The 21,373-nt window shown below is 55.6% G+C and carries 25 protein-coding genes; 12 read left to right on the top strand and 13 right to left on the bottom strand.

Going from position 1 to position 21,373, the window contains the following annotated elements; genetic code table 11:
* Positions 1-47: 47 nt before the first annotated feature.
* Complete coding sequence (locus B0B07_RS08400; protein WP_076758046.1) at positions 48-551, top strand: DUF1648 domain-containing protein; 504 nt, start codon at positions 48-50, stop codon at positions 549-551.
* Positions 552-673: 122 nt separating this feature from the next.
* Here the strand turns inward: B0B07_RS08400 and B0B07_RS08395 are convergent, their stop codons facing one another.
* The 3 genes from B0B07_RS08395 to B0B07_RS08385 form a co-directional block, all read right to left on the bottom strand.
* Complete coding sequence (locus tag B0B07_RS08395; protein WP_076758045.1) at positions 674-1,849, bottom strand: MGDG synthase family glycosyltransferase; 1,176 nt, start codon at positions 1,847-1,849, stop codon at positions 674-676.
* Positions 1,850-1,948: 99 nt separating this feature from the next.
* Complete coding sequence (locus tag B0B07_RS08390) at positions 1,949-2,539, bottom strand: DedA family protein (protein ID WP_076758438.1); 591 nt, start codon at positions 2,537-2,539, stop codon at positions 1,949-1,951.
* Positions 2,529-3,242 carry a polysaccharide deacetylase family protein gene (locus tag B0B07_RS08385; RefSeq protein WP_084186620.1) on the bottom strand — a complete coding sequence of 238 codons (714 nt, stop codon included), beginning with the start codon at positions 3,240-3,242 and terminating at the stop codon, positions 2,529-2,531. Before B0B07_RS08385 ends, B0B07_RS08390 begins: the two co-directional genes overlap by 11 nt.
* A gap of 231 nt (positions 3,243-3,473) precedes the next feature.
* Between B0B07_RS08385 and B0B07_RS08380 the strand changes: the two genes are divergently transcribed.
* The gene (locus B0B07_RS08380) at positions 3,474-4,874 is read left to right on the top strand and encodes an MATE family efflux transporter (RefSeq protein WP_076758044.1); all 1,401 of its coding nucleotides are present in this window, start codon (positions 3,474-3,476) and stop codon (positions 4,872-4,874) included.
* Positions 4,875-4,931: 57 nt separating this feature from the next.
* Here B0B07_RS08380 and B0B07_RS08375 read toward each other — a convergent pair whose 3' ends face one another.
* Positions 4,932-5,864, bottom strand: a complete 933-nt coding sequence (locus tag B0B07_RS08375) for an aldo/keto reductase (RefSeq protein WP_076758041.1) — start codon at positions 5,862-5,864, stop codon at positions 4,932-4,934.
* A 147-nt stretch (positions 5,865-6,011) separates the two neighbouring features.
* On the opposite strand from B0B07_RS08375, the gene B0B07_RS08370 reads away from it, so the two are divergent.
* From B0B07_RS08370 to B0B07_RS08360, 3 genes are all read left to right on the top strand, one after another.
* Complete coding sequence (locus tag B0B07_RS08370; protein ID WP_076758039.1) at positions 6,012-6,578, top strand: TetR/AcrR family transcriptional regulator; 567 nt, start codon at positions 6,012-6,014, stop codon at positions 6,576-6,578.
* 61 nt (positions 6,579-6,639) lie between these two features.
* Positions 6,640-6,978 carry a DMT family transporter gene (locus tag B0B07_RS08365; RefSeq protein ID WP_076758037.1) on the top strand — a complete coding sequence of 113 codons (339 nt, stop codon included), beginning with the start codon at positions 6,640-6,642 and terminating at the stop codon, positions 6,976-6,978.
* Positions 6,978-7,292: a DMT family transporter gene (locus B0B07_RS08360; RefSeq protein ID WP_076758033.1), complete on the top strand. Its 315-nt coding sequence runs from the start codon at positions 6,978-6,980 to the stop codon at positions 7,290-7,292. Before B0B07_RS08365 ends, B0B07_RS08360 begins: the two co-directional genes overlap by 1 nt.
* A gap of 30 nt (positions 7,293-7,322) precedes the next feature.
* Here the strand turns inward: B0B07_RS08360 and B0B07_RS08355 are convergent, their stop codons facing one another.
* From B0B07_RS08355 to proB, 4 genes are all read right to left on the bottom strand, one after another.
* Positions 7,323-8,129, bottom strand: a complete 807-nt coding sequence (locus tag B0B07_RS08355) for a cytochrome c oxidase assembly protein (RefSeq protein WP_076758031.1) — start codon at positions 8,127-8,129, stop codon at positions 7,323-7,325.
* The gene (locus B0B07_RS08350; RefSeq protein ID WP_076758029.1) at positions 8,122-8,622 is read right to left on the bottom strand and encodes a DUF2243 domain-containing protein; all 501 of its coding nucleotides are present in this window, start codon (positions 8,620-8,622) and stop codon (positions 8,122-8,124) included. The genes B0B07_RS08355 and B0B07_RS08350 overlap by 8 nt, the downstream gene beginning before the upstream one ends.
* 149 nt (positions 8,623-8,771) lie before the next feature.
* A complete protein-coding gene (locus B0B07_RS08345) occupies positions 8,772-10,037 on the bottom strand; it encodes a glutamate-5-semialdehyde dehydrogenase (RefSeq protein WP_076758436.1) in 1,266 nt (421 codons plus the stop codon).
* Positions 10,037-11,161, bottom strand: a complete 1,125-nt coding sequence (proB, locus tag B0B07_RS08340; protein WP_076758028.1) for a glutamate 5-kinase — start codon at positions 11,159-11,161, stop codon at positions 10,037-10,039. The genes B0B07_RS08345 and proB overlap by 1 nt, the downstream gene beginning before the upstream one ends.
* Before the next feature lie 184 nt (positions 11,162-11,345).
* Between proB and B0B07_RS08335 the strand changes: the two genes are divergently transcribed.
* From B0B07_RS08335 to B0B07_RS08315, 5 genes are all read left to right on the top strand, one after another.
* Positions 11,346-11,585, top strand: a complete 240-nt coding sequence (locus B0B07_RS08335; RefSeq protein ID WP_327078185.1) for a hypothetical protein — start codon at positions 11,346-11,348, stop codon at positions 11,583-11,585.
* A gap of 206 nt (positions 11,586-11,791) precedes the next feature.
* The gene (locus B0B07_RS08330) at positions 11,792-12,217 is read left to right on the top strand and encodes a MarR family winged helix-turn-helix transcriptional regulator (RefSeq protein ID WP_076758026.1); all 426 of its coding nucleotides are present in this window, start codon (positions 11,792-11,794) and stop codon (positions 12,215-12,217) included.
* Positions 12,218-12,256: 39 nt separating this feature from the next.
* The gene (locus B0B07_RS08325; RefSeq protein WP_076758025.1) at positions 12,257-13,468 is read left to right on the top strand and encodes an MFS transporter; all 1,212 of its coding nucleotides are present in this window, start codon (positions 12,257-12,259) and stop codon (positions 13,466-13,468) included.
* Between the two features lie 173 nt (positions 13,469-13,641).
* Positions 13,642-14,055 carry a carbonic anhydrase gene (locus tag B0B07_RS08320; protein WP_076758023.1) on the top strand — a complete coding sequence of 138 codons (414 nt, stop codon included), beginning with the start codon at positions 13,642-13,644 and terminating at the stop codon, positions 14,053-14,055.
* A gap of 79 nt (positions 14,056-14,134) precedes the next feature.
* Entirely contained in the window at positions 14,135-14,500 is a 366-nt protein-coding gene (locus B0B07_RS08315; protein ID WP_159438435.1) for a nuclear transport factor 2 family protein, read from the top strand.
* Positions 14,501-14,800: 300 nt separating this feature from the next.
* Here the strand turns inward: B0B07_RS08315 and B0B07_RS08310 are convergent, their stop codons facing one another.
* The 5 genes from B0B07_RS08310 to selD all read right to left on the bottom strand — a co-directional run bounded on the left by B0B07_RS08310 (position 14,801) and on the right by selD (position 19,473).
* On the bottom strand, positions 14,801-15,217 hold the full coding sequence (locus tag B0B07_RS08310; RefSeq protein WP_076758020.1) for a universal stress protein: 417 nt from the start codon (positions 15,215-15,217) through the stop codon (positions 14,801-14,803).
* Positions 15,218-15,591: 374 nt separating this feature from the next.
* Positions 15,592-16,353, bottom strand: a complete 762-nt coding sequence (locus tag B0B07_RS08305) for an ABC transporter permease (RefSeq protein ID WP_076758019.1) — start codon at positions 16,351-16,353, stop codon at positions 15,592-15,594.
* On the bottom strand, positions 16,350-17,084 hold the full coding sequence (locus B0B07_RS08300) for an ABC transporter ATP-binding protein (RefSeq protein ID WP_076758435.1): 735 nt from the start codon (positions 17,082-17,084) through the stop codon (positions 16,350-16,352). The genes B0B07_RS08305 and B0B07_RS08300 overlap by 4 nt, the downstream gene beginning before the upstream one ends.
* A gap of 225 nt (positions 17,085-17,309) precedes the next feature.
* Positions 17,310-18,398, bottom strand: a complete 1,089-nt coding sequence (mnmH, locus tag B0B07_RS08295) for a tRNA 2-selenouridine(34) synthase MnmH (RefSeq protein WP_076758017.1) — start codon at positions 18,396-18,398, stop codon at positions 17,310-17,312.
* Between the two features lie 34 nt (positions 18,399-18,432).
* Positions 18,433-19,473: a selenide, water dikinase SelD gene (gene selD / locus B0B07_RS08290; RefSeq protein WP_076758015.1), complete on the bottom strand. Its 1,041-nt coding sequence runs from the start codon at positions 19,471-19,473 to the stop codon at positions 18,433-18,435.
* A 153-nt stretch (positions 19,474-19,626) separates the two neighbouring features.
* Here selD and B0B07_RS08285 point away from each other — a divergent pair, with 153 nt between their 5' ends.
* Positions 19,627-20,343, top strand: a complete 717-nt coding sequence (locus tag B0B07_RS08285; RefSeq protein WP_076758012.1) for a YebC/PmpR family DNA-binding transcriptional regulator — start codon at positions 19,627-19,629, stop codon at positions 20,341-20,343.
* A 62-nt stretch (positions 20,344-20,405) separates the two neighbouring features.
* Positions 20,406-21,161: an exodeoxyribonuclease III gene (locus B0B07_RS08280; RefSeq protein ID WP_076758011.1), complete on the top strand. Its 756-nt coding sequence runs from the start codon at positions 20,406-20,408 to the stop codon at positions 21,159-21,161.
* The last annotated feature ends 212 nt before the right edge of the window (positions 21,162-21,373 follow it).

The raw sequence follows: 21,373 nt of genomic DNA, 5'->3' as shown, positions 1-21,373 counted from the left end.
AACCCGGTGCTCCCTTTATCCGTAAGAAAGATCGAGGAGTGTTTACAATGAAAACGTATGACCGTCCAAAAATCGAGGTTCCGAAAACAACCATTGAGCGTTTGCTCAATTGGATTGGAGGGCTGACTTTCGCTGCAGGGCTTCTGTATCTCATGGTGTCGTGGGGCAGTCTGCCCGACCAGGTGCCCGGCCATTACGACGGGGCCGGGGAGGTGGACAGATGGGGCTCGAAGTGGGAACTTCTGGTCCTGCCTTCCATTACGGCGGTACTCACGGTTTTCCTGTCGTTCATTGAGAAGCATCCGGAGTGGCATAATTATATGGTCAGCCTCAATGAACGGAATATCGAGTTCCAATACCGGAATTCCAGGCAGCTGCTGAACACCATCAAAAACCTGCTGCTCATCACATTCACTTTTCTGAACTGGAAAACGATCCAGGTGGCGCTTGGTGAAGCCGACTCTCTCGGCATGCTGTTCCTTCCGGCCTTCATGGCCGTCACATTCATCCCGATCATCGTCTTCGCCATCCGATCATTCAGACATCAGTGAGGAAAAGGAGGGCACCGGAAAGCTCACGGACAAGGAAGAGCCGGTTTGGCAGGAGGGCAAAGGAAAGAGGAGGTCTGCCGGATATGGCAGGGCCTCCTCTTTCCTTTTTCTGATGTCTGTCTTCACTTTCCGGCCGTATGAAGGGAAGGGAAACGGCTGCTCCTTGCCCGGTCTGTTTCATATCCGGTCAGGATTTCTTCAATGTATTGGATCACGTCGCCTTCGGTTTTCATATCGAGGCTGTTTCTGAAGCCATCGACGGCCCGGTTCCACCTGTGCATGCGGAGAGGGTGGGAGAGGACATCCAAGATCTGTTCTTCCAGCGTGCTGCCCGCTTCCAGTCCGAATGCCAGCCCCTTGCGCGTCAAATAGTCCAGATTGTGCCGCTCCTGGCCGGGCAGTGATGAATGGATGAACATGGGGAGTTTTTTCCGGAGTCCTTCGCTGAGTGTCACGCCGCCGGGTTTTGTGATCAGCACATCGGCTTGGTCATAGAGCGCATTCATTTCATCGCGGGACGAAATGAACCCGACCGGCTCGACATTCGGAAGGCCGCAGGATTTGAGCGTCCGGTAAAGCTTGCGGTTTTTCCCGCAGAGGACTGTATAGCGTATATGTTCGGCCCTCGAGAACTTTTCCAGAAACCCGCCGGTGCAGCCGAGCCCCGTGTTGCCGCCGGCGACCAGTGCATGGATCTGTGTTCTGCCCGTGATGGCCGGACGGTTCCGGACTTCCCGGAATGCACGGTGGACCGGAATGCCGGAGACCTTCAGGCGCTCCGGATCCAGTCCGTCGAGGGACAGTTTACGCTTCGCCTCCGCTGTCGGAAGGAAATGTGCATCAATCCCCGTTCTCCCCCAGACACAGTTGACAAACAGATCGGTATAGACGTTGATGACCGGGATACTACAAAGGCCATTGATCTTCATCTTGCTCAGGATGAGGGAGGGGAGGGAATGGGTGCAGAAGATGAGGTCCGGTTTTTCGCGCTCCAGGATGTCCTTCATTTTGTTGATGAGAAACGGCTGATACCATTTGAATGCGGTCTCATCCGAGTCAGGCCCGTGGCAGAACCATCTTTCATAGACCCGGTCATACACATCCGGTAATGAACGGATCCAATTCATGTACCCGAACGAGATCAGCCGCTCGACCAGCGGGCTCGTTTCGGTCAGAAGGTCCAGCTTTTTTGTGATTACATTCCCCATCCTCCGTTGTACCAGGTCCATCAACGCCTCTGCTGCCTGATGATGGCCGGATTGGGTCCGGAGATGAGAGAAGAAAATGACTTTTCTCATTGGGCCAACTCCTCTTTTGGCAAGCATCTTAATAACCTATACCCAAATAATTCCGGTACACACTTTATCAAAAAAACAATTCACAGGAAGGCCGCGGGGTCAACCGCGATTCTTCCGCTTGGTTCTCGCCGCCAGCAAATAGACGAGATACACCGCCAGGAATAGGATTCCTGCATACGACGCATAAGCCGGATCGATGTCGAACAGTTTGCCGAGCACGTATCCGGCCACCAGGAACGGCCCCGTCCAAAGAACGGTACCCATCAATGAAAGGCCTGCAAAAAGCGGCAGCGGAACTTTCGTCATACCGGCAAAGTACGGGCTCAGCTGCCGGAAACCGGGCAGGTAAAAACCGAACAGGATGACCGGTCCGCGGCGTTCCGAGAATCTGGATTCAAGTTTTTCCAGCCGGCTTTTCGTCAGTCCGACCCACCCGCCGACTTTGCGGAGGAGCGGGGTGCCGATCCACCTGCCTCCGAAATAAGCGACCAGCATCCCGGCAAACACGCCTGAAATCGTACAGGCAACCGAACCGGCGGCACCCAGCTGGTTTTCGGCGATGAGCATCCCGGTGAGGAACACCATCGATTCCTCGGGGGCGGGGATCCCGACAATGCCGAACAGGGCAAGGAGGAAGATGATCAAATAGCCGTACTGCTGAACGTAGCCGATTGCCTGGTCAATGCCCATCCGGATCACGTCCGCTCACCGTGACAAACGGGGTTCCTTTTCGCAGGGCGCTGTCCAGGTACTTTTCCAATTCCCCGATCATGAACGCCGGAGCCGCCTCGTCCGCTCCCGGATTGCTGCCGTCGTCATGGAGCACGACGATCGATCCGTCGGCAGGTATGGCCTCGAGCCGCTTGGACAGGTCAAAGCAGTTTTGGATCTTCCAGTCGCCGAGAATATGTGACCAGATGACCGTTTCGTAGTCTTTGGCGACTGCCAGGGTGAACGGGCTCAGCCTTCCCCATGGGGGACGGTACAGCAAAGGCTTGACGCCCGCCGACATCCGGATCACCCGGTCTGTCGCTTCAAGCTCCTCACGCAGGCGATGAGGGGTCAGCCGCCAAGTGGATACGTGTTTGTAGTGGTGGATTCCGACTTCATGTCCGTCCTCGTGCATCCGCCTGACGAGCCATGGATAGGCTTCCGCTTTTTCGCCGACGACAAAGAACGTCGCCCGGACACCGGACTCTTCCAGCAGGTCGAGCAGCCTGGCTGTATAGAGCGGATGGGGCCCGTCATCAAACGTCAGGGCAATTCCCCGGCGGCCGAGTTTTTTTGTAATGCCGGCCCCGGTCATGCGGATGCCCGCGGTGGCCAGCAGATTCCCTGCCGCGGCAGCCGACGCGGCGGCCGCAAGCCCGGCTGCGATATGCTTTGCGTTCATGGGCAATCACTCTTTTCGTAGGTTCGTATTTTTGATATACCCGAATAGAACGGGAAGATGCGGGCGGTTGCCCGCATGGAGTGGCCGCATTTAAGCAGGTGATCGATCAAGATCTGGAATTGATTCAGATTTTCGAACTTTTATTTATACGAGAATAGTATTTCCAAATAACAACAACTTGTGCTATGATACATCCTGTTTTAAATTCACCCATAAAGAAGGAATGTATAAATGGCAGCGAAGGCAGCCGCCGGAACCGGGAACAGGCTGAATCTCTTCCAGCTCACCTGGCCGATATTTTTAGAGTTGTTTTTGTTTACGTTGATGGGCCTGGTCGATACATTCATGCTGAGCTCACTGTCGGATGAAGCAGTGTCGGGGGTCGGGGCTGCGAACCAGTACATTCAGATCGCCATCCTGGTCCTGGAAGTCGTCGGCAACGGGGCGGCCATCGTCGTCTCCCAATACCTCGGCTCCAGACGATATGTGGAAGTTTCCCGGATTTCCGCCATCGCCGTCTCCCTGAATCTCCTGGTCGGACTTGTGCTCAGCGGCGTGTTCATCGCATTCACGGGCCGGATCATGTCGGCGATGAACCTGAGCGGGGAAGTGCTTGCTCATGCAGAGGCCTATCTGGTGATCGTCGGCGGAGCGATCTTCCTCCAGGCGGTCATCAATTCGCTTTCCGCAATCATCCGGGTGCACGGATTCACAAAGCAGACGATGTTCGTCTCCCTCGGGATGAACATCCTGCACATCGCCGGAAACTATGCGCTGATCTTCGGGAAGTTCGGGCTGCCCGAACTCGGCGTGAAAGGCGCCGCGATCTCTTCCGCCGCCAGCCGGCTTGTCGCACTGTTCGTGTTCCTCTGGGTGCTTTACAGAGTGCTCGATTACCGGATTGAATTCCGGTATTACTTTGACTGGACAAAGGAATACGTCGGGAAAATCCTGCACATCGGACTGCCGTCGGCGTTTGAGCAGATCTTGTATCAGGGATGTCAGCTCGTATTCCTTTACTATGTGACATACCTCGGCACCGAGGCGCTGGCCGCCCGCCAGTATGCGGTCAATATTTCGATGTTCAGTTATCTGTTTGCGCTGGCGATCGGTCTCGGGACGTCGATTATTACGGGCAGGCTCGTCGGCAGCGGGGAAAAGGACATCGCCTACCATTCCTTGTGGAAGAGCCTGAAATGGGCGTTCGCCTTCACGCTTGTGATGGTCGCCGCAGTCACCTTATGCCGATATCAGCTGCTTGGGCTGTTCACCGACAATGAGGAAGTAATCCGGCTGGGGGCGTCCGTGCTGCTTCTGTCGGTGCTGCTTGAAACCGGGCGGACATTCAATATTGTCATCATCAATTCGCTGCGCGCGTCGGGGGATGCCAAATTCCCGGTGCTCATGGCGTCCATCTCGATGGTGCTCATGAGTGTGCCGCTCGGCTACTATCTCGTGTTTGTCCTGGATCTCGGCATCGTGGGGGTCTGGCTGGCGATTGCAGCCGACGAGTGGACGAGGGGCATTGCGATGGCACTCCGTTGGAAAAGCCGTGCATGGGAAAAGCATGCACTCGTCCAGCCGCAGGAAGAGCCTCAGGAGAGCGCGCCGACTGTCCCCGATACGATTTAAAGGAAACCAAAAGCGGACAGCATCCCAGATGGGAGCTGCCCGCTATTTTGTCGGGTTTCAGGAAAACAACCGGTCGATTTCGTTGATTTCTTCCTCGGTCAGCCGGACGTCCAGCGTTTTGAGGTTGTCTGCGACCTGCGACGGTTTTTTGGCGCCCGGGATGATGGCGTCGATCGCATTGCGTGTGAGATACCAGGCCAGAACGACATGCGCAACCTCAGCACCTTTCGCTTCGGCGATCGGCCGGAGCCGCTCCACTTTTTTCAGGTTTTCCCGGAATGCCGCACCCTGGAAGTCCGGCTTGTCTTTTCGGAGGTCGTCGAACGTCGTGTCCGGTGTGTATTTGCCTGCCAGCAATCCCGCCGCAAGCGGGAAATACGGGACAAACGAGATGCCGTGCTCGGTCGCATACAGGAAAAAGTCCTGCTCTGCGGACCGGTTCAGCAGATTGTACTCTCCCTGGAACACGTCGACATAGCCGTCCTTGTTCGCTTCCTTCAGCTGGTCCGGCGAGAAGTTGGAGACGCCGATCGCCCGGATCTTCCCTTCATCCTTCAATTCCTTCAGCGCGCCGACCGCTTCATCCTTCGGCGTGTGTTCGTCCGGATAATGAATGTAATACAGGTCGATGTAATCGGTCTGGAGGCGTTTCAGGCTCGCTTCCACCTGGCTCCGGAGGAAGGAGGGGGAGTTGTCGTAGGCGCGCCTTCCGACTTCCGGCTTGTGCGCCCCCTTTGTGGCGATGACGACCTCCTGTCTCCTGCCGGACGCTTTCACGACCTCGCCGACCAGCTCCTCAGACCGTTCCGGTCCATAGATGAATGCCGTGTCCAGGAAATTCATCCCCTGGTCGATCGCCGTCAGGACGAGATCCTTCCCGGTTTGTTCGTCCAGATTCGGATAGAGATTGTGTCCTCCGACCGCGTTCGTCCCGAGGCCGACCGGATTCACGAACAGCCCTGAATTTCCGAGCTCCACTTGCTTGGACATCGTTCCACCATCCCCTTTCAGAATAGTTGACCTACAGTCCGATTGTAGGGAATAAAGCACGGAGGTACAAAGTTTCTGATTCGGACGCCTTTGACCGGAAGGGGAGAACGGTGTATAATGACTGATAGTCAGTCAGGAGGGGGAGCTATGGATAAGCGGGAACGGATCATCCGCGCAGCGATCGAGGTGTTCCGTGAAAAAGGGATCGAGCGCTCAAAAGTGTCGGATATCGTCTCGAAAGCGGAAATTGCACAGGGGACGTTTTATCTGTATTTCCCGTCCAAGCTTTCCGTCATGCCGGCAATCGCAGCCAAGATGGTCGGCCAGCTTGAAGAGAAAGTCCTTCAGGCGGTGATCCCGGACGACAGCTGGGACGAGCAGCTCCGGCAGTTCACGGCGGCGGTGTTTGAAGTGACCGGCGAATACAGGGATGTGTCCGCGCTCGTGTATGCCGGCCTGTCCTCGACGGAGCATGTGAAAGAATGGGAACAGATTTATACACCGCTGTATGGAACAGTCTCCGAAATGATCGGCCGCTGGCAGGCCGGGGGGCATGTGAGACAGGCTGATTCGCTCAGGCTGGCCCGGCTGGTTGTCGGGTTGACGGAGTCCGCCGCGGAGCAGGTTTACCTGTATGATTCATATGACTCCGGCCAGGAGAAAGCACAAAAAGAAGAACTGGTGGAATTTCTCAAACACGCCCTGCAGATGTAGGGCTGAATTTTTGAATGTGAATGACTGATAGTCATTCACCATCATCAAAGGAGTTTTACGGATGAACAAGTCATGGATTTATGTAGCGCTGACATGCGCATTTGAACTATTCTGGGTGTATGGATTCAGCACGGCGACCCATTGGTGGCAATGGGCCGTCATTATCGCCGTCATCCTCGTTGATTTTCATTTTCTTGCCAAAGCCTGCGAGAACCTGCCGACCGGAACGGTGTATGCGGTATTCGCGGCTGTCGGGTCGGTGGGCACCGTGACCATGGACGTCTTTCTGTTCGGAGGCACGATGAACATGGCGAAGCTGTTCTTCATCGTCTTGCTCATCGCCGGCGTGATCGGCCTGAAGCTCGCTGACGGCAACGAAGAGAAGGGGGCGGAATCATAATGGGCTGGATCTTTGTCATGGCTGCATCCGTGTTCGAAGTGACCGGCGCGGTCGGCCTGCATCTGTACAGCCAGCAAAAGAACGTCGTGAACACGCTTCTTTATCTCGGCGGATTCGGTTTGTCGTTCCTGCTGTTGTACCAGGCATTTGATTATCTGCAGCTGAGCATTGCCTACGCCGTCTGGGTCGGTCTCGGGACGGCAGGAGCGGTCATCCTGAACATGATCTTGTTTGGAGAATCGCACAACCGGCAGAGGGTGCTCAGTCTGCTTGTCATCCTCATCGGCGTCATCGGGCTCAAGCTCGTTTCATGAATGCTGATCAAAATGTAGAAGCCTGCCCTTTCAGGAAGGGGCAGGCTTCTTTTCGATAAACCGCTTTGTGCGTGTTCCGGTCTGTTTGTACCAGCTCCTGAACAAGAGAATGATGAGAACCAGGTCGATCAGGTCGCCGCCGTAATACATGAGCATCGCCCCCTGCCTTGCCTGATCAGCCGGGACTCCGACCGGCGGGTACGCATAGATGTATTTGCTCAAAATGCCGTGGGCAGCCAGCGCAGGGATGAATACGGCCGTTCTGAAGAGGGGGCTGTGGCGCACTGGGGCCGGATCGATGTAGATCATGGACACTGTAAACAAGTAACCCGCCAAAAATACATGGGCATGAACGATCAGATAGACGATCGGATGGCTGTGCATGGCATGGAACAGCGGAGTGGCGTACAAAACCCACAGTCCGCCGATGTTCAGGACGGATGCGGTGACGGGATGTCGGTAAAAAGAGAAGATTGGTTTCTTCAGCCAGCCGGCTGCTTTTCTTGCTCGGGAAGTATCCAATGTACGGAGCAGCAAGGTGACTGGAGCGCCGAGGGCCAGGAGGAGCGGGGCGGCCATCCCCAGCAGCAGATGGCCGGCCATATGGAGACGGAAGTCGTGGTGGGCCGCTTCCATGAAGGGAACCGACAGTGTCAGTACGGCCAAGAACGTCCCGGCACACCAGCTGAACGCCCGCCAGGTCGGCCAGTGCCGGAGCCGCACTTTCCGGCGCGACCGAAATACGCCGGTAAAGTAAAGAATAATCGACAGGACTCCCAACAGGAGGCTCCCGCATCCGATTGTCAGATTCAGGATGCCGGAAAAACCGTCATGCATGGACCGGTGCCTCCTTTCGGAAACCGTCTCTCCTCGCCGAACGGATCAACACAAGTCCGATGACGATCATGATTACGGCGAGACCGTTCCAGACGAGATCATAGGGGATGATGTCCACTTCGTACCGGATCTGATGAATCCGCATCAGCTTGTGCTGGATCGTTCCGTCGTAGAGCTGGAACGCGCCTCCTCCAAGAAGTTTGCCTCCCCAGAACATCTTGTGCCGGAACGCCTGCCGCCTCCTCAAATCGGCAACCAGGTACAGGCCGCCTACGGTCGCAAACCAGCTGAATGCATGGAACAGGCCATCTGAAACGAGACCGGCGGCGGTGGAAGACCGGTCATAGAATTTGTGCCAATGGAGGATCTGGTGGAAAACGGCCTCATCGACAAAAGCGACAAACCCGAGGCCGAACAGGATTCCGGCCCACATATTCCGTGAAAGGCGGTGGTGTCTCGGATCTTCCGACGGTTGAATGGATTCGGTTGTCATGGCGCCTCCTTTCCGTGCTTGCGGCACGGCTTGTTTTCCGGTTCATTATTCCCCCGGTGCAACCCGTGCTAAACCGGACGGTGCAAGCGAAAAGAAGGCTGCCGTCCGCGGCAGCCTTCACGTTTCTTACATATGGATGGCACTGATGGTCACTTGCATTGGCCGCTGCCCCGGATGACCGTCTTCACCGAGGTGAGTGCGGGAAGGCCCATCGGCCCGCGGGCGTGCAGTTTCTGGGTGCTGATGCCGAGTTCTGCGCCGAACCCGAACTCAAAGCCGTCGGTGAACCGGGTGGATGCGTTGTGATAGACCGCCGCTGCATCCACGCCGGCCAGGAACTTTTCGGCTTCGGCAGGCGAACCTGTCACAATGGATTCGGAATGCCGGGTGCCGTACCGGTTGATATGCCCGATCGCTTCCTCGGTGGACGAAACAGTCTTGACCGCCGCTTCCAGGCCGAGGAACTCGGACGACCAGTCATCGCCGGATGCAGGGATGATTTCTCCGGACAGTAAACAGACCTGCTCATCTCCGCGGATGACCACTTCCTTGTCCAGCAGAGTCCGGACAAGCTCGGGCATATGGGGCCAGTGTTTATGGATCAGGATGGTTTCCGCTGCATTGCAGACGGAAGGTCGTTGGGTCTTGGCATTGACGGCAATCCGCAAGGCCATTTCCTTTTCCGCTGTCACATCGATGTAGACATGGCAATTGCCGGCACCCGTTTCGATGACCGGTACGGTCGCCTGTTCCGTGACTGTCCGGATCAGCGCCGCGCTGCCGCGGGGAACGAGGACATCCAGCACGTCTTTCATTTTGAACAGTTCGGCCGCCGTTTTGCGGCTGGTGTCCCCGATCAGCTGAACGGCCCCTTCAGGAAGACCCGCTGCGGAAATGGCATCCCGGATGACGGCGGTGAGCGCGGTGTTCGAATGGATGGCGGAGGAGCTGCCCCTCAACATGACGGCGTTGCCGGTCTTGAGACAAAGGGCGGCTGCATCGACCGTCACATTCGGCCTTGCTTCATAAATGATTCCGACAACCCCGAGGGGAACCCGGACGGACGTGAGTTCTAGTCCGTTCGGCCGGGTCCAGCTGTCCACAACTTCCCCGACCGGATCGGGGAGGACGGCCAGCTCCCGCAGTGCGGATGCCATCTCCCGTACCCGGCCGTCGTCCAGCATCAGCCGGTCAATCAGCGGATCTGCCATGCCTGCGTTTCGGCCATGCTCGAGATCCAGCCCATTCGCCTCCAATATTTCGGCCGTCCTTTTCTCGAGATTTTCGGCGATTGCCAGCAGGGCGGCGTTTTTGCTGACCGGATCCAGCAACGCCATCACGGCGGCTGCCTGTTTGGCGGCCTTTCCTTTGTTCCTCAGTTCTTCAGTTCCCGTCTCCGTTTGCGAATCAATCATCATCGGACGGCCTCCTCTTTTTGCAGATGGATCCACCGGTTGCAGTGAATCACTTCGGGCGTAGTCCCGCCGGATATTTTCATGGCCTCATCGCCGGTCCTTCCGATGATTTCTTCTATGACGTCCGACGGATAGTTCACCTGGCCTCTGCCGACCAGATTGCCCTGCGGGTCGACCACATTGGCGACGTCGCCCGTCCGGAACGTTCCGCTGACCCCCGTGATGCCGACAGGGAGCAGGCTCGTTCCTTTGGCGGAAAGGGCCCTTGCCGCCCCGTCATCGACCGTCAACGTACCGGACGGGACCGAACAGAAGGCCATCCACCGCTTGGAGTCCTTGCCGGACAGGCGGGAGGTGCTGCCGATATACGTGCCGTCCCCCCGTCCTTCGACAATATCAAGCAGCTTTTCAGGGCCGTTTCCCGTGCCGATGAACACCTGGACACCGAGCGAACCTGCAATCCGCGCGGCAAGCACCTTCGATTTCATGCCTCCAGTTCCGACGGAAGACCCGGGCCCGGACGCAGCTTTCAAAAGGCCATCATGGACTTCGGCAATGTACGTATATTTTCTCGCTTCCGGTTCGTTGTGCGGGTTGCCGTCATAGATCCCGTTTACATCCGTCAGGATGATCAGGTGGTCGGCATGTATCAGGCCGGCCACGAGTGCAGACAGCATGTCGTTGTCGCCGAATGTGATGCCCTCCACCGAAATGGAATCATTTTCATTGATGATCGGCACGGCCCGCCGTTTGAGAAGCTCCTCCAGCATGCGGCCGGTGTTGTGGAACCGGTCTTTGTTCACGAGGTCCTGGCGGGTAAGGAGCAATTGGGCGGTGATGATCCCGTGCTTTTTAAATTCCTCTGTGTACGCTTCCATCAAAAGACCCTGGCCGACTGCAGCGGCTGCCTGTTTGGAGACGACCGAGGCGGGTTTCGAATGATAGCCGAGATTCCGGAACCCTGCAGCGACGGCACCGGAAGAGACGAGAACCACTTCTTGGCCCGCCTGTGCAAGTGCGGCAATGGCTGCGGTATGTTCCGAAACGAGCTCTGCCGATAAGCCGTCCGCCCGGTCCGTGAGTGAACTGCTCCCGATTTTGACGACGATGCGCCTTTTTTTCATCCGCGCCCCTCCTGAAATCGAATATTAAGAATGATTATGCAACAGTGGGTATGATTAATCAACCTGAAAATAAATTAAATTGGCGCAAAATATCCTTTCGTCCATTTTGTATTGAAACCATGGAGGAATTTTTGGTGTAGATATATAACAAAGAACGTAAAGGAGAGGATGTATCTTGCTGTGGGTGATCATCATTGTGGCAATCGGCGCCACCATACCAATCTCGGCCATCATTACGGACCATCAGCGCAAGATGGCCAAGCTCAGGCACCAAGGGATCCGGGAGGAGCTGGAACTGGAGCAGCTGAAACAACAGAACTTCATTGCAGAAACAGAAAAGATGAAGCTGGAGCTTGAAAAGATGAAGCTGGAATATACGGCGGACCCCATCCTGCCGTTGCCGGAAAGAGAAAAGGCGAACTAATCCGGATTGACGGCAGGATCCGTTGTAAACGTGCAGCCGGCGCTTGGCGGAAGGTCCTGAAGACCTTCTGACCGGCGCTTTTTCTTATTGGGAAGAAGGTCACTTTTCAAAGGCCGGGGAGGCGGGGGGTTTCAACGAAGGGAATAATATGATAAGATAATATGGTTGATTAGCAAAACTAACTATATGATATCGGGAGGTGCACGATGGAACTGCTTCCGCATCAGCTCTTTTTCCGGAGGTTCACAGATTTATACCGCCCCCTGATCGCCAAAGTCGGGGGCGTATTGGCGGAGGGAGGTTTGACGGTTCCCCATTGGTCGGTTCTCAGGATCATTGCCGAGGAAGGTGAAATGACACCTGCAGAACTGGCTTTCCGGCAAAACGTTGAAAAGCCGACCGTCTCCCGCAATCTGCAGCAGCTGCATGAACGGGGCCTGATTGATTTCAAGGCCGGCCGGGACCGCAGGGAGAAAATCCTCTTCCTTACTGAGGAAGGCCGGGCGGTTTATGAACAGGCACTTGATGCCGTCTCTGCAGTCGAAGAGGAAGTGCTCCGCGGAATTCCGAGGGAAGACCAGATGAGAATGGCGGAGTTCTTTTCCCTGATCCGAAAAAATCTGATCGACTGATCGGATTGTTTTATCCTAATGTCTAGAAAGAGGGTTCACATGAATCAAGAACAAACGAAACAAGAACATAAGCTATGGACGAAGGACTTTGTCTTCGTCTCTGCAATCAATTTTTTCCTGATGCTCATCATGTATTTGCTGATGGTGACAATCGGGCCTTTTGCTTCTGAACAATTCAACGCCGGCGCCAGCACGGCGGGTCTTGTTTCCGGTATCTATATTATCGGTGCGCTCGTTGCACGCTTTATCGCGGGAGCAATCGTTGAGAAGGTCGGAAGCAAGAAGATCCTCCTGATCGGCCTGATCCTTTATCTCATCACGGGCGCTCTGTATTTTGCGGCAGTGAATCTTCCGCTCATGCTGCTCGTCCGCTTCTTCCACGGGATGGGCATGGGGATCGGGTCTACCGCGACCGGGACCATCGTTGCGAAGATCCTGCCGCCTGACCGCAGGGGGGAAGGGATCGGCTACTACAGCATGAGTGCCGTGCTGGCTGCGGCCATCGGACCCTTCCTTGGAATTTTGCTGACGAAATATATGAGTTTCAACATGATCTTTGTTTTCTGTCTCGTGCTTGCGGCAATCGGATTGTTTATGGGCCTGTCCCTCAAAAATCCGGCTTCTTCCGTCAATGCGCCAGTCCACACGGAAAAACAAAAGTTCGGCATTTGGAGCTTCATGGAGAAAAGTGCCCTGCCGATCGCGCTCGTCACGCTCATTGTCGCCCTCGGCTACGCAGGCGTGCTCAGCTTCATCATGTTCTATGCGCAAGAAATCGGTCTCGTGACCGCATCGAGCTTCTTCTTCCTCGTCTATGCGATCGCAGTCCTGATCTCCCGTCCGTTCACCGGACGCCTGCTTGACCTGAAAGGCGCGAACGTTGTCGTCATTCCGGCATTGATCCTTTTCTCGGGCGGCCTTTTCCTGCTCAGCACGTCTTCGGTGAACTGGATGCTTCTCGTGTCGGGTATACTCATCGGGCTCGGGTTCGGGAATTTCCAGTCCAGTGCGCAGGCCATCGCCATCAAAGTGGCCGACCCGCACCGGCTCGGCCTGGCCACGTCGACTTATTTCATCGCATTGGATGCAGGGGTCGGTTTCGGTCCGTACGTTCTTGGGCTTCTTGTTCCGACGCTCGGGTATGCCGGAATGTACAAGATGCTCGCAGCGGTGATCATCGTTTCGCTGGTTCTCTACATTCTCGTCCATGGCATAAAAGAGTGGAAAGCGGCAGGGGAAAAAACCGCCTGACGTGCCCGGGTATAGACCAAAGGTCTTATGCCGTTCGAATCAGTTTTCGGTAATTCGACAAATCGTTCGTCAATCAGCAATGAAAATTGGTATGCTTAAGGGCAAGGTGATCCGCTGACGGACAGAACCGATCCTACGGTCCACCACGGTCCGGGAAATTGGAGGGACAGCGAATGGAACAGCAAGAATTTGTAACAGTCATCAATTGCATGGATGGGCGTGTGCAAGAGCCGGTCATCCAGTGGATGAAAGACCGCTATAACGCAAAATACGTCGACTCGGTCACCGAAGCCGGGCCGAATAAAGTGCTTCTGAGCAACAACCAGAACAAAATCGACTCGATCCTCGAGCGGGTCCGTGTTTCCACCGACAAGCACGGTTCGACGGTGCTGGCGATTGCCGGCCATTACGACTGTGCAGGCCATGCGGTGGATGGAGAGTTAAAAAAAGCGAGGATCCGGGAATCGATTGAACTGATCTCCACATGGGGGCTGGATGTTGAAATCATCGGACTCTATGTCAACGATCAGTGGCAGGTGGAAGTGGTGGATGGCCGTGCCCGTCCGCTTCAGGCTAAAGCACAATAAATATGCGAGTTCCGGACACGCGGTTTCCGCGTGTCCTTTGTTTTCATGAATATCATTGGAAAGGGGCGGAGGATGTATGTTGCTTTGCGATGAAATCCTAAAACTTGAAAGTCGGCTGCTGGAAGACGAAATCCGGAAAGATCCAAGCCTGTTCGGACCGATCTTGGATGACCGCTTTTTTGAGTTCGGCAAATCCGGCCGGTCTTTTACAAAAGCTGACTGTATGGAGGCAGGCTCTCTCGGGGAAATTAAGGTGGAGATCGAACAGTTCAGGGTGACTGAACTGGCGGCGGATGTCGTCCTGGCCACGTACCGGACAGTGGACAGGTCATCCGGTGATTACGCAAACCGGAGCTCCATCTGGAAAAGGACCGGCGGCCGGTGGAGGATGATGTTCCACCAGGGGACAGTCGGAGCGCAGTTGTCGGACGAAAACGGGCAATAAATGGATCCTCAGACTCGTGCCGCAAAGGCCGGGGTCAAAAAAAGGAAAATGCATATATACCGTATTTAGCGGGTAGGAGTTATAATAAGTAATGCAGGCCCGTGAGGACCGACAGACTGCATGTAGTTAAGGAGGAACCACTTTGGATACGCACTTTCTAGGAGATAACCTTCTGCAGATCCTGATTGTTGTGGCACTGGTCGCATTTATCGCCATCATTGCGCTCGGCATGTTTAAAAACTGGAGACATTAATTCTTGATCTGACCCAAAAGACGGAAGCCCATGCGGCTTCCGTCTTTTCATTTCACGATGAGCACCGGGCACCGGGCACGCTTCAACACTTTGTGGCTGACGCTTCCGATGACGAACTCCTGCAGCGGATTCCGGCCCCGGCTGCCGACGACGACGAGGTCGAAGGCATTGGCGTTTGCATAATTGACAATCGTCGGGCCCGGCTCTCCCCGCAAAATGGTCCATTCATACAGAATGCCCTCTGACTCAAGCAGGCTCTCAACGGGCAGCAGCCGCTGCCGGTGCTGCTGGTCGAGTTGCTCAATCCGGTCGATATGGGACATGGCGTTCACCATTTTGGGATAATCGATGACATAGACGAGTTCGACAGCGCCTTCCGAGATTCGGGCCAATTCAAAAGCGTCTCTGACCGCACGCAAGGAATTTTCCGATCCATCCACTGCCAACAAAATGCGTTTATACATATCGGCGCCTCCTATCGTGTTTCCGGAAAAGTTCTGACTGTCCGGATCATTCTCCGCGTCATGTTCTGGGACAGGTCCCTCTCTACACGGTTTCGATTGGCGGCGGGTGAATCCCTCTTTTTGGCGGGAAGGATTCCCGGTGCAGGATTTGTGAAAATTGATTATCAGTGATTGGAGCGGAGGGGACCAGACATCTGAGGGAAAAGAGGGTACAGAGGGCCGAGGAGACTCGCGGACCGCCCGCGGATAGCAAGCCACCGCAGCGGAAAGAAGCTGTACATTCCAGCTACATAAAAGAGCCGACACCCTTGAAACAGCAGTGTTGGCTCTTGTTGTACTTTTTCAGCAGCTTCTTGAAGCAGTGCAGAGAAGGATCAGTCGATCGTCTGTTCACGGAGCAGTTGCATCCGCTCGTTGAACAGTGACGGATAAGAGAGGAATCCGAGCAGGATGCTAGAGACCGCGGCAGTCGTCAGCAGAAGGAACAGGATGAGCAACTGGAATTGCACGGCCTGCACGGGATCCGCACCTGCGATGATCTGCCCGCTCATCATGCCGGGCAGCTGGACGAGGCCCATCGTTTTCTGGCTCTCGATTGTCGGGATCATGCTGGCCTTGATGGCATCGGTCAATTGGGCGTGGATCGCCTGCTTCGGTGTCCCTCCCAGGGAGAGGATCAGCTCCACCCGGTCACGGTGCGCCTCCATTTCGGCGGTGAACCGGTTGAGGAACAGGATCGACAGGACCATCGAATTGCCGACGATCATTCCGCTGATCGGAATGATGTACTGGGCTTCCGGAGGAACAATGGAAAATCCGAGAAGGATTCCCTGTGTCAGGACTTCGACGGCAATGATGGTGACGGTGATCTTCCACGTGATGCCGGGGATCGACTTTCCTTTTTTGCGTGCATTCTGGACGGCCGCGAAGATCATGAGCGCCACCATGAGCAGGATATAGATCCAGCTGTCGGATTCGAAGACGAATTTCAGGATATAGCCGACCGCGAACAACTGGATAATTGAACGGACCGTGGCAATCAGCGTGTCTTTCTCAAGGCCGAGCCGGAGTGTTTTTGAAAGCAGAAGCGGAATGATGACGAATATCAGCGTGAGCGCGAGGGAGAGCGGCGTCATTCGGATCCCCCCTTTACAAATTGTGCGACACGGGGATCGGCCGGATGTACGAGCAGGCTGCTTTCCCCGGTTTCGATGAGTTCCCCGTCCATGAGGACCCATGCATAGTCGCCGATTGAAATCGCCTGCTCCAGATTGTGGGTGATCCAGAGGATGGTCGTCCCGTACTTCCGGTTAATGCGGACGATCAGTTCCTCAATTTCCCTGCGGGACGTCCGGTCGAGTGCAGAAGTGATTTCATCCAGCAAGAGTATTTCAGATTGATTGACGAGTGTGCGGGCGATGGACACCTTCTGTCGCTGTCCGCCCGACAACTCGGTCGCTTTTGCATTCAGATACTCTTTTCCGAGCCCGACATCCTCGAGCCAGCCCTCGGCATCCTTCCTGGAAAGCTCTTTCTTCTGCAGACGGGCGGGCAACGCCAGGTTGTCCCAGACCGTCCCTTTAATGACCGGCGCATCCTGCAGGGCGATCCCGACATGTCGTCTCAGCGTTGTCGGTTCAATCTCACGGATCGGCCGGCCGTCGACAGTGATCTCCCCGGAAGTAGGGGAGAGAAGTCCGTTGCACATTTTAAGGACCGTCGTCTTGCCGGCGCCGGAAGGCCCGACAAGTGTCGTGATCTTGCCCGCCGGATAAGAGCCGGTGATATTTTTGAGTATCTGCTTCCCGCCTGATTCATAGGAGACGGATCTGAAGTGGATGGCAGGCGTATAGGGGTCCAATGTCATTCGCTCCATTCTTAGATTATAATAATTCTAATTTAGCATAATCCCTTCCGGTTTGCAAAACGGATGAACCGGGGGAAATTCTTGCTTCCCGGGAGCCGGTGGCGGCTGGCGGGCATCATCGAAATCGGCCGGATCAGATGGAGGGCGAATGGCCGCAAAAATAACAACAGGGTGATCCGGCACCGTAAACGGTGTATCCGGATCACCCTGTTTAATAGGCTTCTTTCATGATTGGGCTTCAAGGTCCGAAGCAGCGGCTTCGATTTCATCGGTGTGCCGGCTGAGTCGCTGGATCGTCTGCCGGACTTTCCGGTAGGCATCTTCCATATCGGCCGCATCGATGAAGATCTGCCGGTCGTCGTCTTCACTCAGGCCGGCGGAATGTTCGTAGCGGGGATCATAGTAATACTCCAGCAGCAGCCGGACGGCAGGTGCAAATTCCCGGTTCTCCAGATGTTCACGGATTTCACGGGCGATCGGTGTATGGATCCGTTTTTCGATCCGCTCAAACGCCTCGAGAAAACGGCCGGGATCCTGGTCTGGGTCGTAATCATCCAGAATGTTCTCCACTCTTACTTCGGCCGGAAGCCGGAGGAACAGATGAGTCCCGTTTCTCTTTTTCCGGTCGAAGAAGTCCGGAAGCACGGCTTTGCCGATCCGGCGGCTTTCGCCCTCGATGACGACGTATGGTGCATCGGCATGCCGTTTCATCTGACCGACGAGGAGCGCATCGAATTTCTTCTGATTGCTCGGCTGAAGGCCGATCCCGCCGAATATCGAGCCGCGGTGGCCGGCCAGGCCTTCAAGGTCGATGACCGGGAATCCGGCGCCGGACAGGCGCTGGAGAATGGCGGTCTTGCCGCAGCCCGTGTAGCCGTTCAGCACGATAAGCGGCGGGTTGAACGTTTCCTTTTCGAGTTCCGAGACGATCCATTGCCGGTAGGTCCGGATGCCGCCCGTCAGGCGGCTTGAGCGGAGGCCCATCAGGTCCGTGACGGTTGCAGCCGTCTTGCTCCGCATGCCTCCGCGCCAGCAGTACACGGTGAACGGTGTCCCGATCTTCCGGAACTCGTCGATGAAGGCGGGGAGTTTGGCGGAGAAGATCTCAAGCCCGCGTTTTTTCGCAGCATCCTGCCCCTGCTGCTTGTAGATCGTACCGACAATTGCCCGCTCCTCGTCATCGAAGATCGGGATGTTGATCGCACCGGGCATCGAGCCTTCACCGTATTCCTTCGGTGAACGGACGTCGACCAATGCATGATTGCCTGCTTCTCTCAACTGAAACAATTCATCGAGTGTCAATTCTCGTTTCATCGGACGGTTTCATCTCTTTCTGTTTTGCATTCAATCATTTGACCACGATCCGGCCGGCATGATCATCGGTCACTTCTCCGATGATCCGGGCATCCACACCATTATCCCGGAGTGACCGGAGGAGCGATTCGGCATCATCGCCGGCGACGGAAGCGAGCAGCCCGCCCGAAGTGACGGCGTCACATAGGATCCACTGGCCGAGCTCGTCCATCGAGCCGGGATAGTCCACGCGGTCAGCCACGTGGGCATGGTTGTTCTTAGTGCCTCCCGGAACGGCGCCCTGTTCGGCAAGCTCGCGGGTACGGGGGAGGACTGGCACCTGATCCGAATAGATGATGAGGCCGGCACCGCTTCCCTCTGCCATTTCCGTGGCGTGGCCCAGGAGGCCGAAGCCGGTGACGTCCGTCGTCGAATGAACCTCAAAGCTGTCCATCGTTTCGGCTGCGGTCTTGTTCAGTGTCGTCATCACGCGGGTGACTTCCCTGATATCTTCTTCGGACAGGAGGTCCCGCTTGAGGGAAGTCGTATAGATCCCGACTCCGATCGGCTTCGTCAGGATCAGCTTGTCTCCCGGGCGGGCACCGGCATTGGTCCGGATTTTCGAAGGATGGATGGTCCCTGTGACCGCAAGACCAAATTTCGGCTCCTGGTCATCGATGGAATGCCCGCCGACAAGTGTAACGCCGGCTTCGGCCATTTTATCCGCGGCACCGCGGAGAATGTCGGCAAGGATTTTCTTGTCGAGATTGGCGATCGGGAAGGCGACGATATTGAGTGCGGTGATCGGTTTCCCGCCCATCGCATAAATGTCACTGATGGCATTTGTGGCGGCAATCTGGCCGAAGTCGTAAGGATCGTCCACGATCGGCGTGAAGAAATCGGTCGTCTGCACAAGTGCGAGATCATCCGTCAGCTGGTAGACCCCGGCATCATCGCTCGTATCGAGACCGACGAGGAGGTTCGCATCGGGTACCGCAGCGGGCAGTTCCCGAAGGACCCCGGCGAGATCTGCAGGCCCGATTTTGCAGCCGCAGCCTCCTTTTTTTGTCAATGTGGTCAGTCGAATTTTTTCCATTTGGATCCCGGCCTTTCTAGATGACTTTTCCTCCCATCATATCACAGAGCCGTTCTTTCATCTTTCTGGACGTCTTGTCTTTTATTTTGTTGAAAGAAAATGGTATAATAAATCGTTGAGTAAGCCCAAACCGTGAAAGCGAGTGAACCGAAAATGGGTCGTAAATGGAACAATATCAAGGACAAGAAAGCAGCGAAAGACCAGAGCACAAGCCGGGTCAATGCCAAGTTCGGCCGGGAGATCTATATGGCCGCACGGGGCGGCGAGCCGGATCCGGAAGCGAACCAGGCGTTGAAGATGGTGCTGGAGCGGGCGAAGACGTACAGCGTGCCGAAGCACATCATTGACCGGGCGATCGACAAGGCGAAGGGCGGATCGGACGAGACGTTCGACGAGATGCGCTATGAAGGATTCGGCCCTTCCGGATCGATGGTCATCGTCGATGCCCTGACGAACAACGTCAACCGGACCGTCTCCGAAGTGCGGGCGGCGTTCGGCAAGAACGGCGGCAACATGGGCGTGAGCGGCTCGGTTTCCTACATGTTCGATTCAACGGCAGTCTTCGGGATCGAAGGGAAGTCGGAGGAAGAAGTGCTCGAGCTCCTCATGGATGAAGATGTGGAAGTCCGCGACGTCTTTGAAGAAGACGGGACGGTCATCGTTTATGCGGAACCTGACGCTTTCCATGCGGTCCAGGAGGCCTTCGGCAAAAACGGGATCTCCGAATTCCAGGTCGCGGAACTGACGATGCTTCCACAGAACGAAGTTTCCCTTTCGGAAGACGAACAGGCACAATTTGAAAAAATGATCGATGCCATTGACGATCTCGAGGACGTGCAGCAGGTCTACCACAACGTCGATCTCGGATAAGGATACGAACCGGGCCCGCAGCAAGACGGCGGGCCCGGTCTTTTTGGAAGGAGTGGGGCAAGATGCGCTTTGTGTCATGGAATGTGAATGGGCTCCGTGCCTGTGTGAAAAAGGGATTCCTGGACTACTTCGCCGAAGTGGATGCGGATATTTTCTGCGTACAGGAGACCAAGCTCCAGGAAGGCCAGATTGACCTGGAGCTGGACGGCTACCATCAGTACTGGAACTACGCCTTGAAGAAAGGCTATTCGGGCACTGCGGTCTTCACGAAGAGGAAGCCGCTTTCCGTCAGATATGGTCTGGGGGAAGAGGATTCGCAGGATGAAGGCCGTGTCCTGACGCTGCAGTTCCCGGGCTTTTTCCTGGTGAATGTGTATACGCCGAACTCCCAGCGGGACCTGGCCAGGCTGCCGTTCCGGCTGGGATGGGAAGAAAAATTCTCCGATCACCTGACCGCACTCGACCGGATAAAGCCGGTCATCGTATGCGGGGACATGAACGTCGCCCACCGGGAGATCGACCTGAAGAATGCCAGGTCGAATGTAGGCAATTCCGGCTTCACTGATGAGGAACGCCAGAAGATGACCGACCTTCTGGGCTCCGGATTCATTGATTCGTTCCGTCACTTCTACCCCGACCGGACCGATGTCTATTCCTGGTGGTCCTACATGAATAAAGTCAGGGAACGCAACATCGGGTGGCGGATCGATTACTTCCTCGTCTCCGAGCGTCTTGCCCCAGTGCTGACCGGTGCGGATATTCACTGTGATGTGATGGGCAGCGACCATTGTCCGGTCCTCCTTGAGGCGGATCTGTAATCCGTGGCAAGCCGGCTGCTTGACCAGTCCAAAAAGAGTCATTCCCACATATTCCGGGGATGACTCTTTTTATTATCCCGGAATCTTTGTCTGTGCGAAACTGCCCATTGATGTTTAAGTGTTCAAAAACAGGACTAAAGAACCAGCCCAATAACTACCGTTCTTTGATAACATTGAATTAATAGAAATTTCAATAAGTCAACAAGAGAAAC

This window comes from Edaphobacillus lindanitolerans, assembly GCF_900156305.1.
In the GTDB taxonomy this organism is placed as follows: domain Bacteria; phylum Bacillota; class Bacilli; order Bacillales_A; family Planococcaceae; genus Bhargavaea; species Bhargavaea lindanitolerans.
This window is presented reverse-complemented; position numbering and strand designations above follow the sequence as displayed.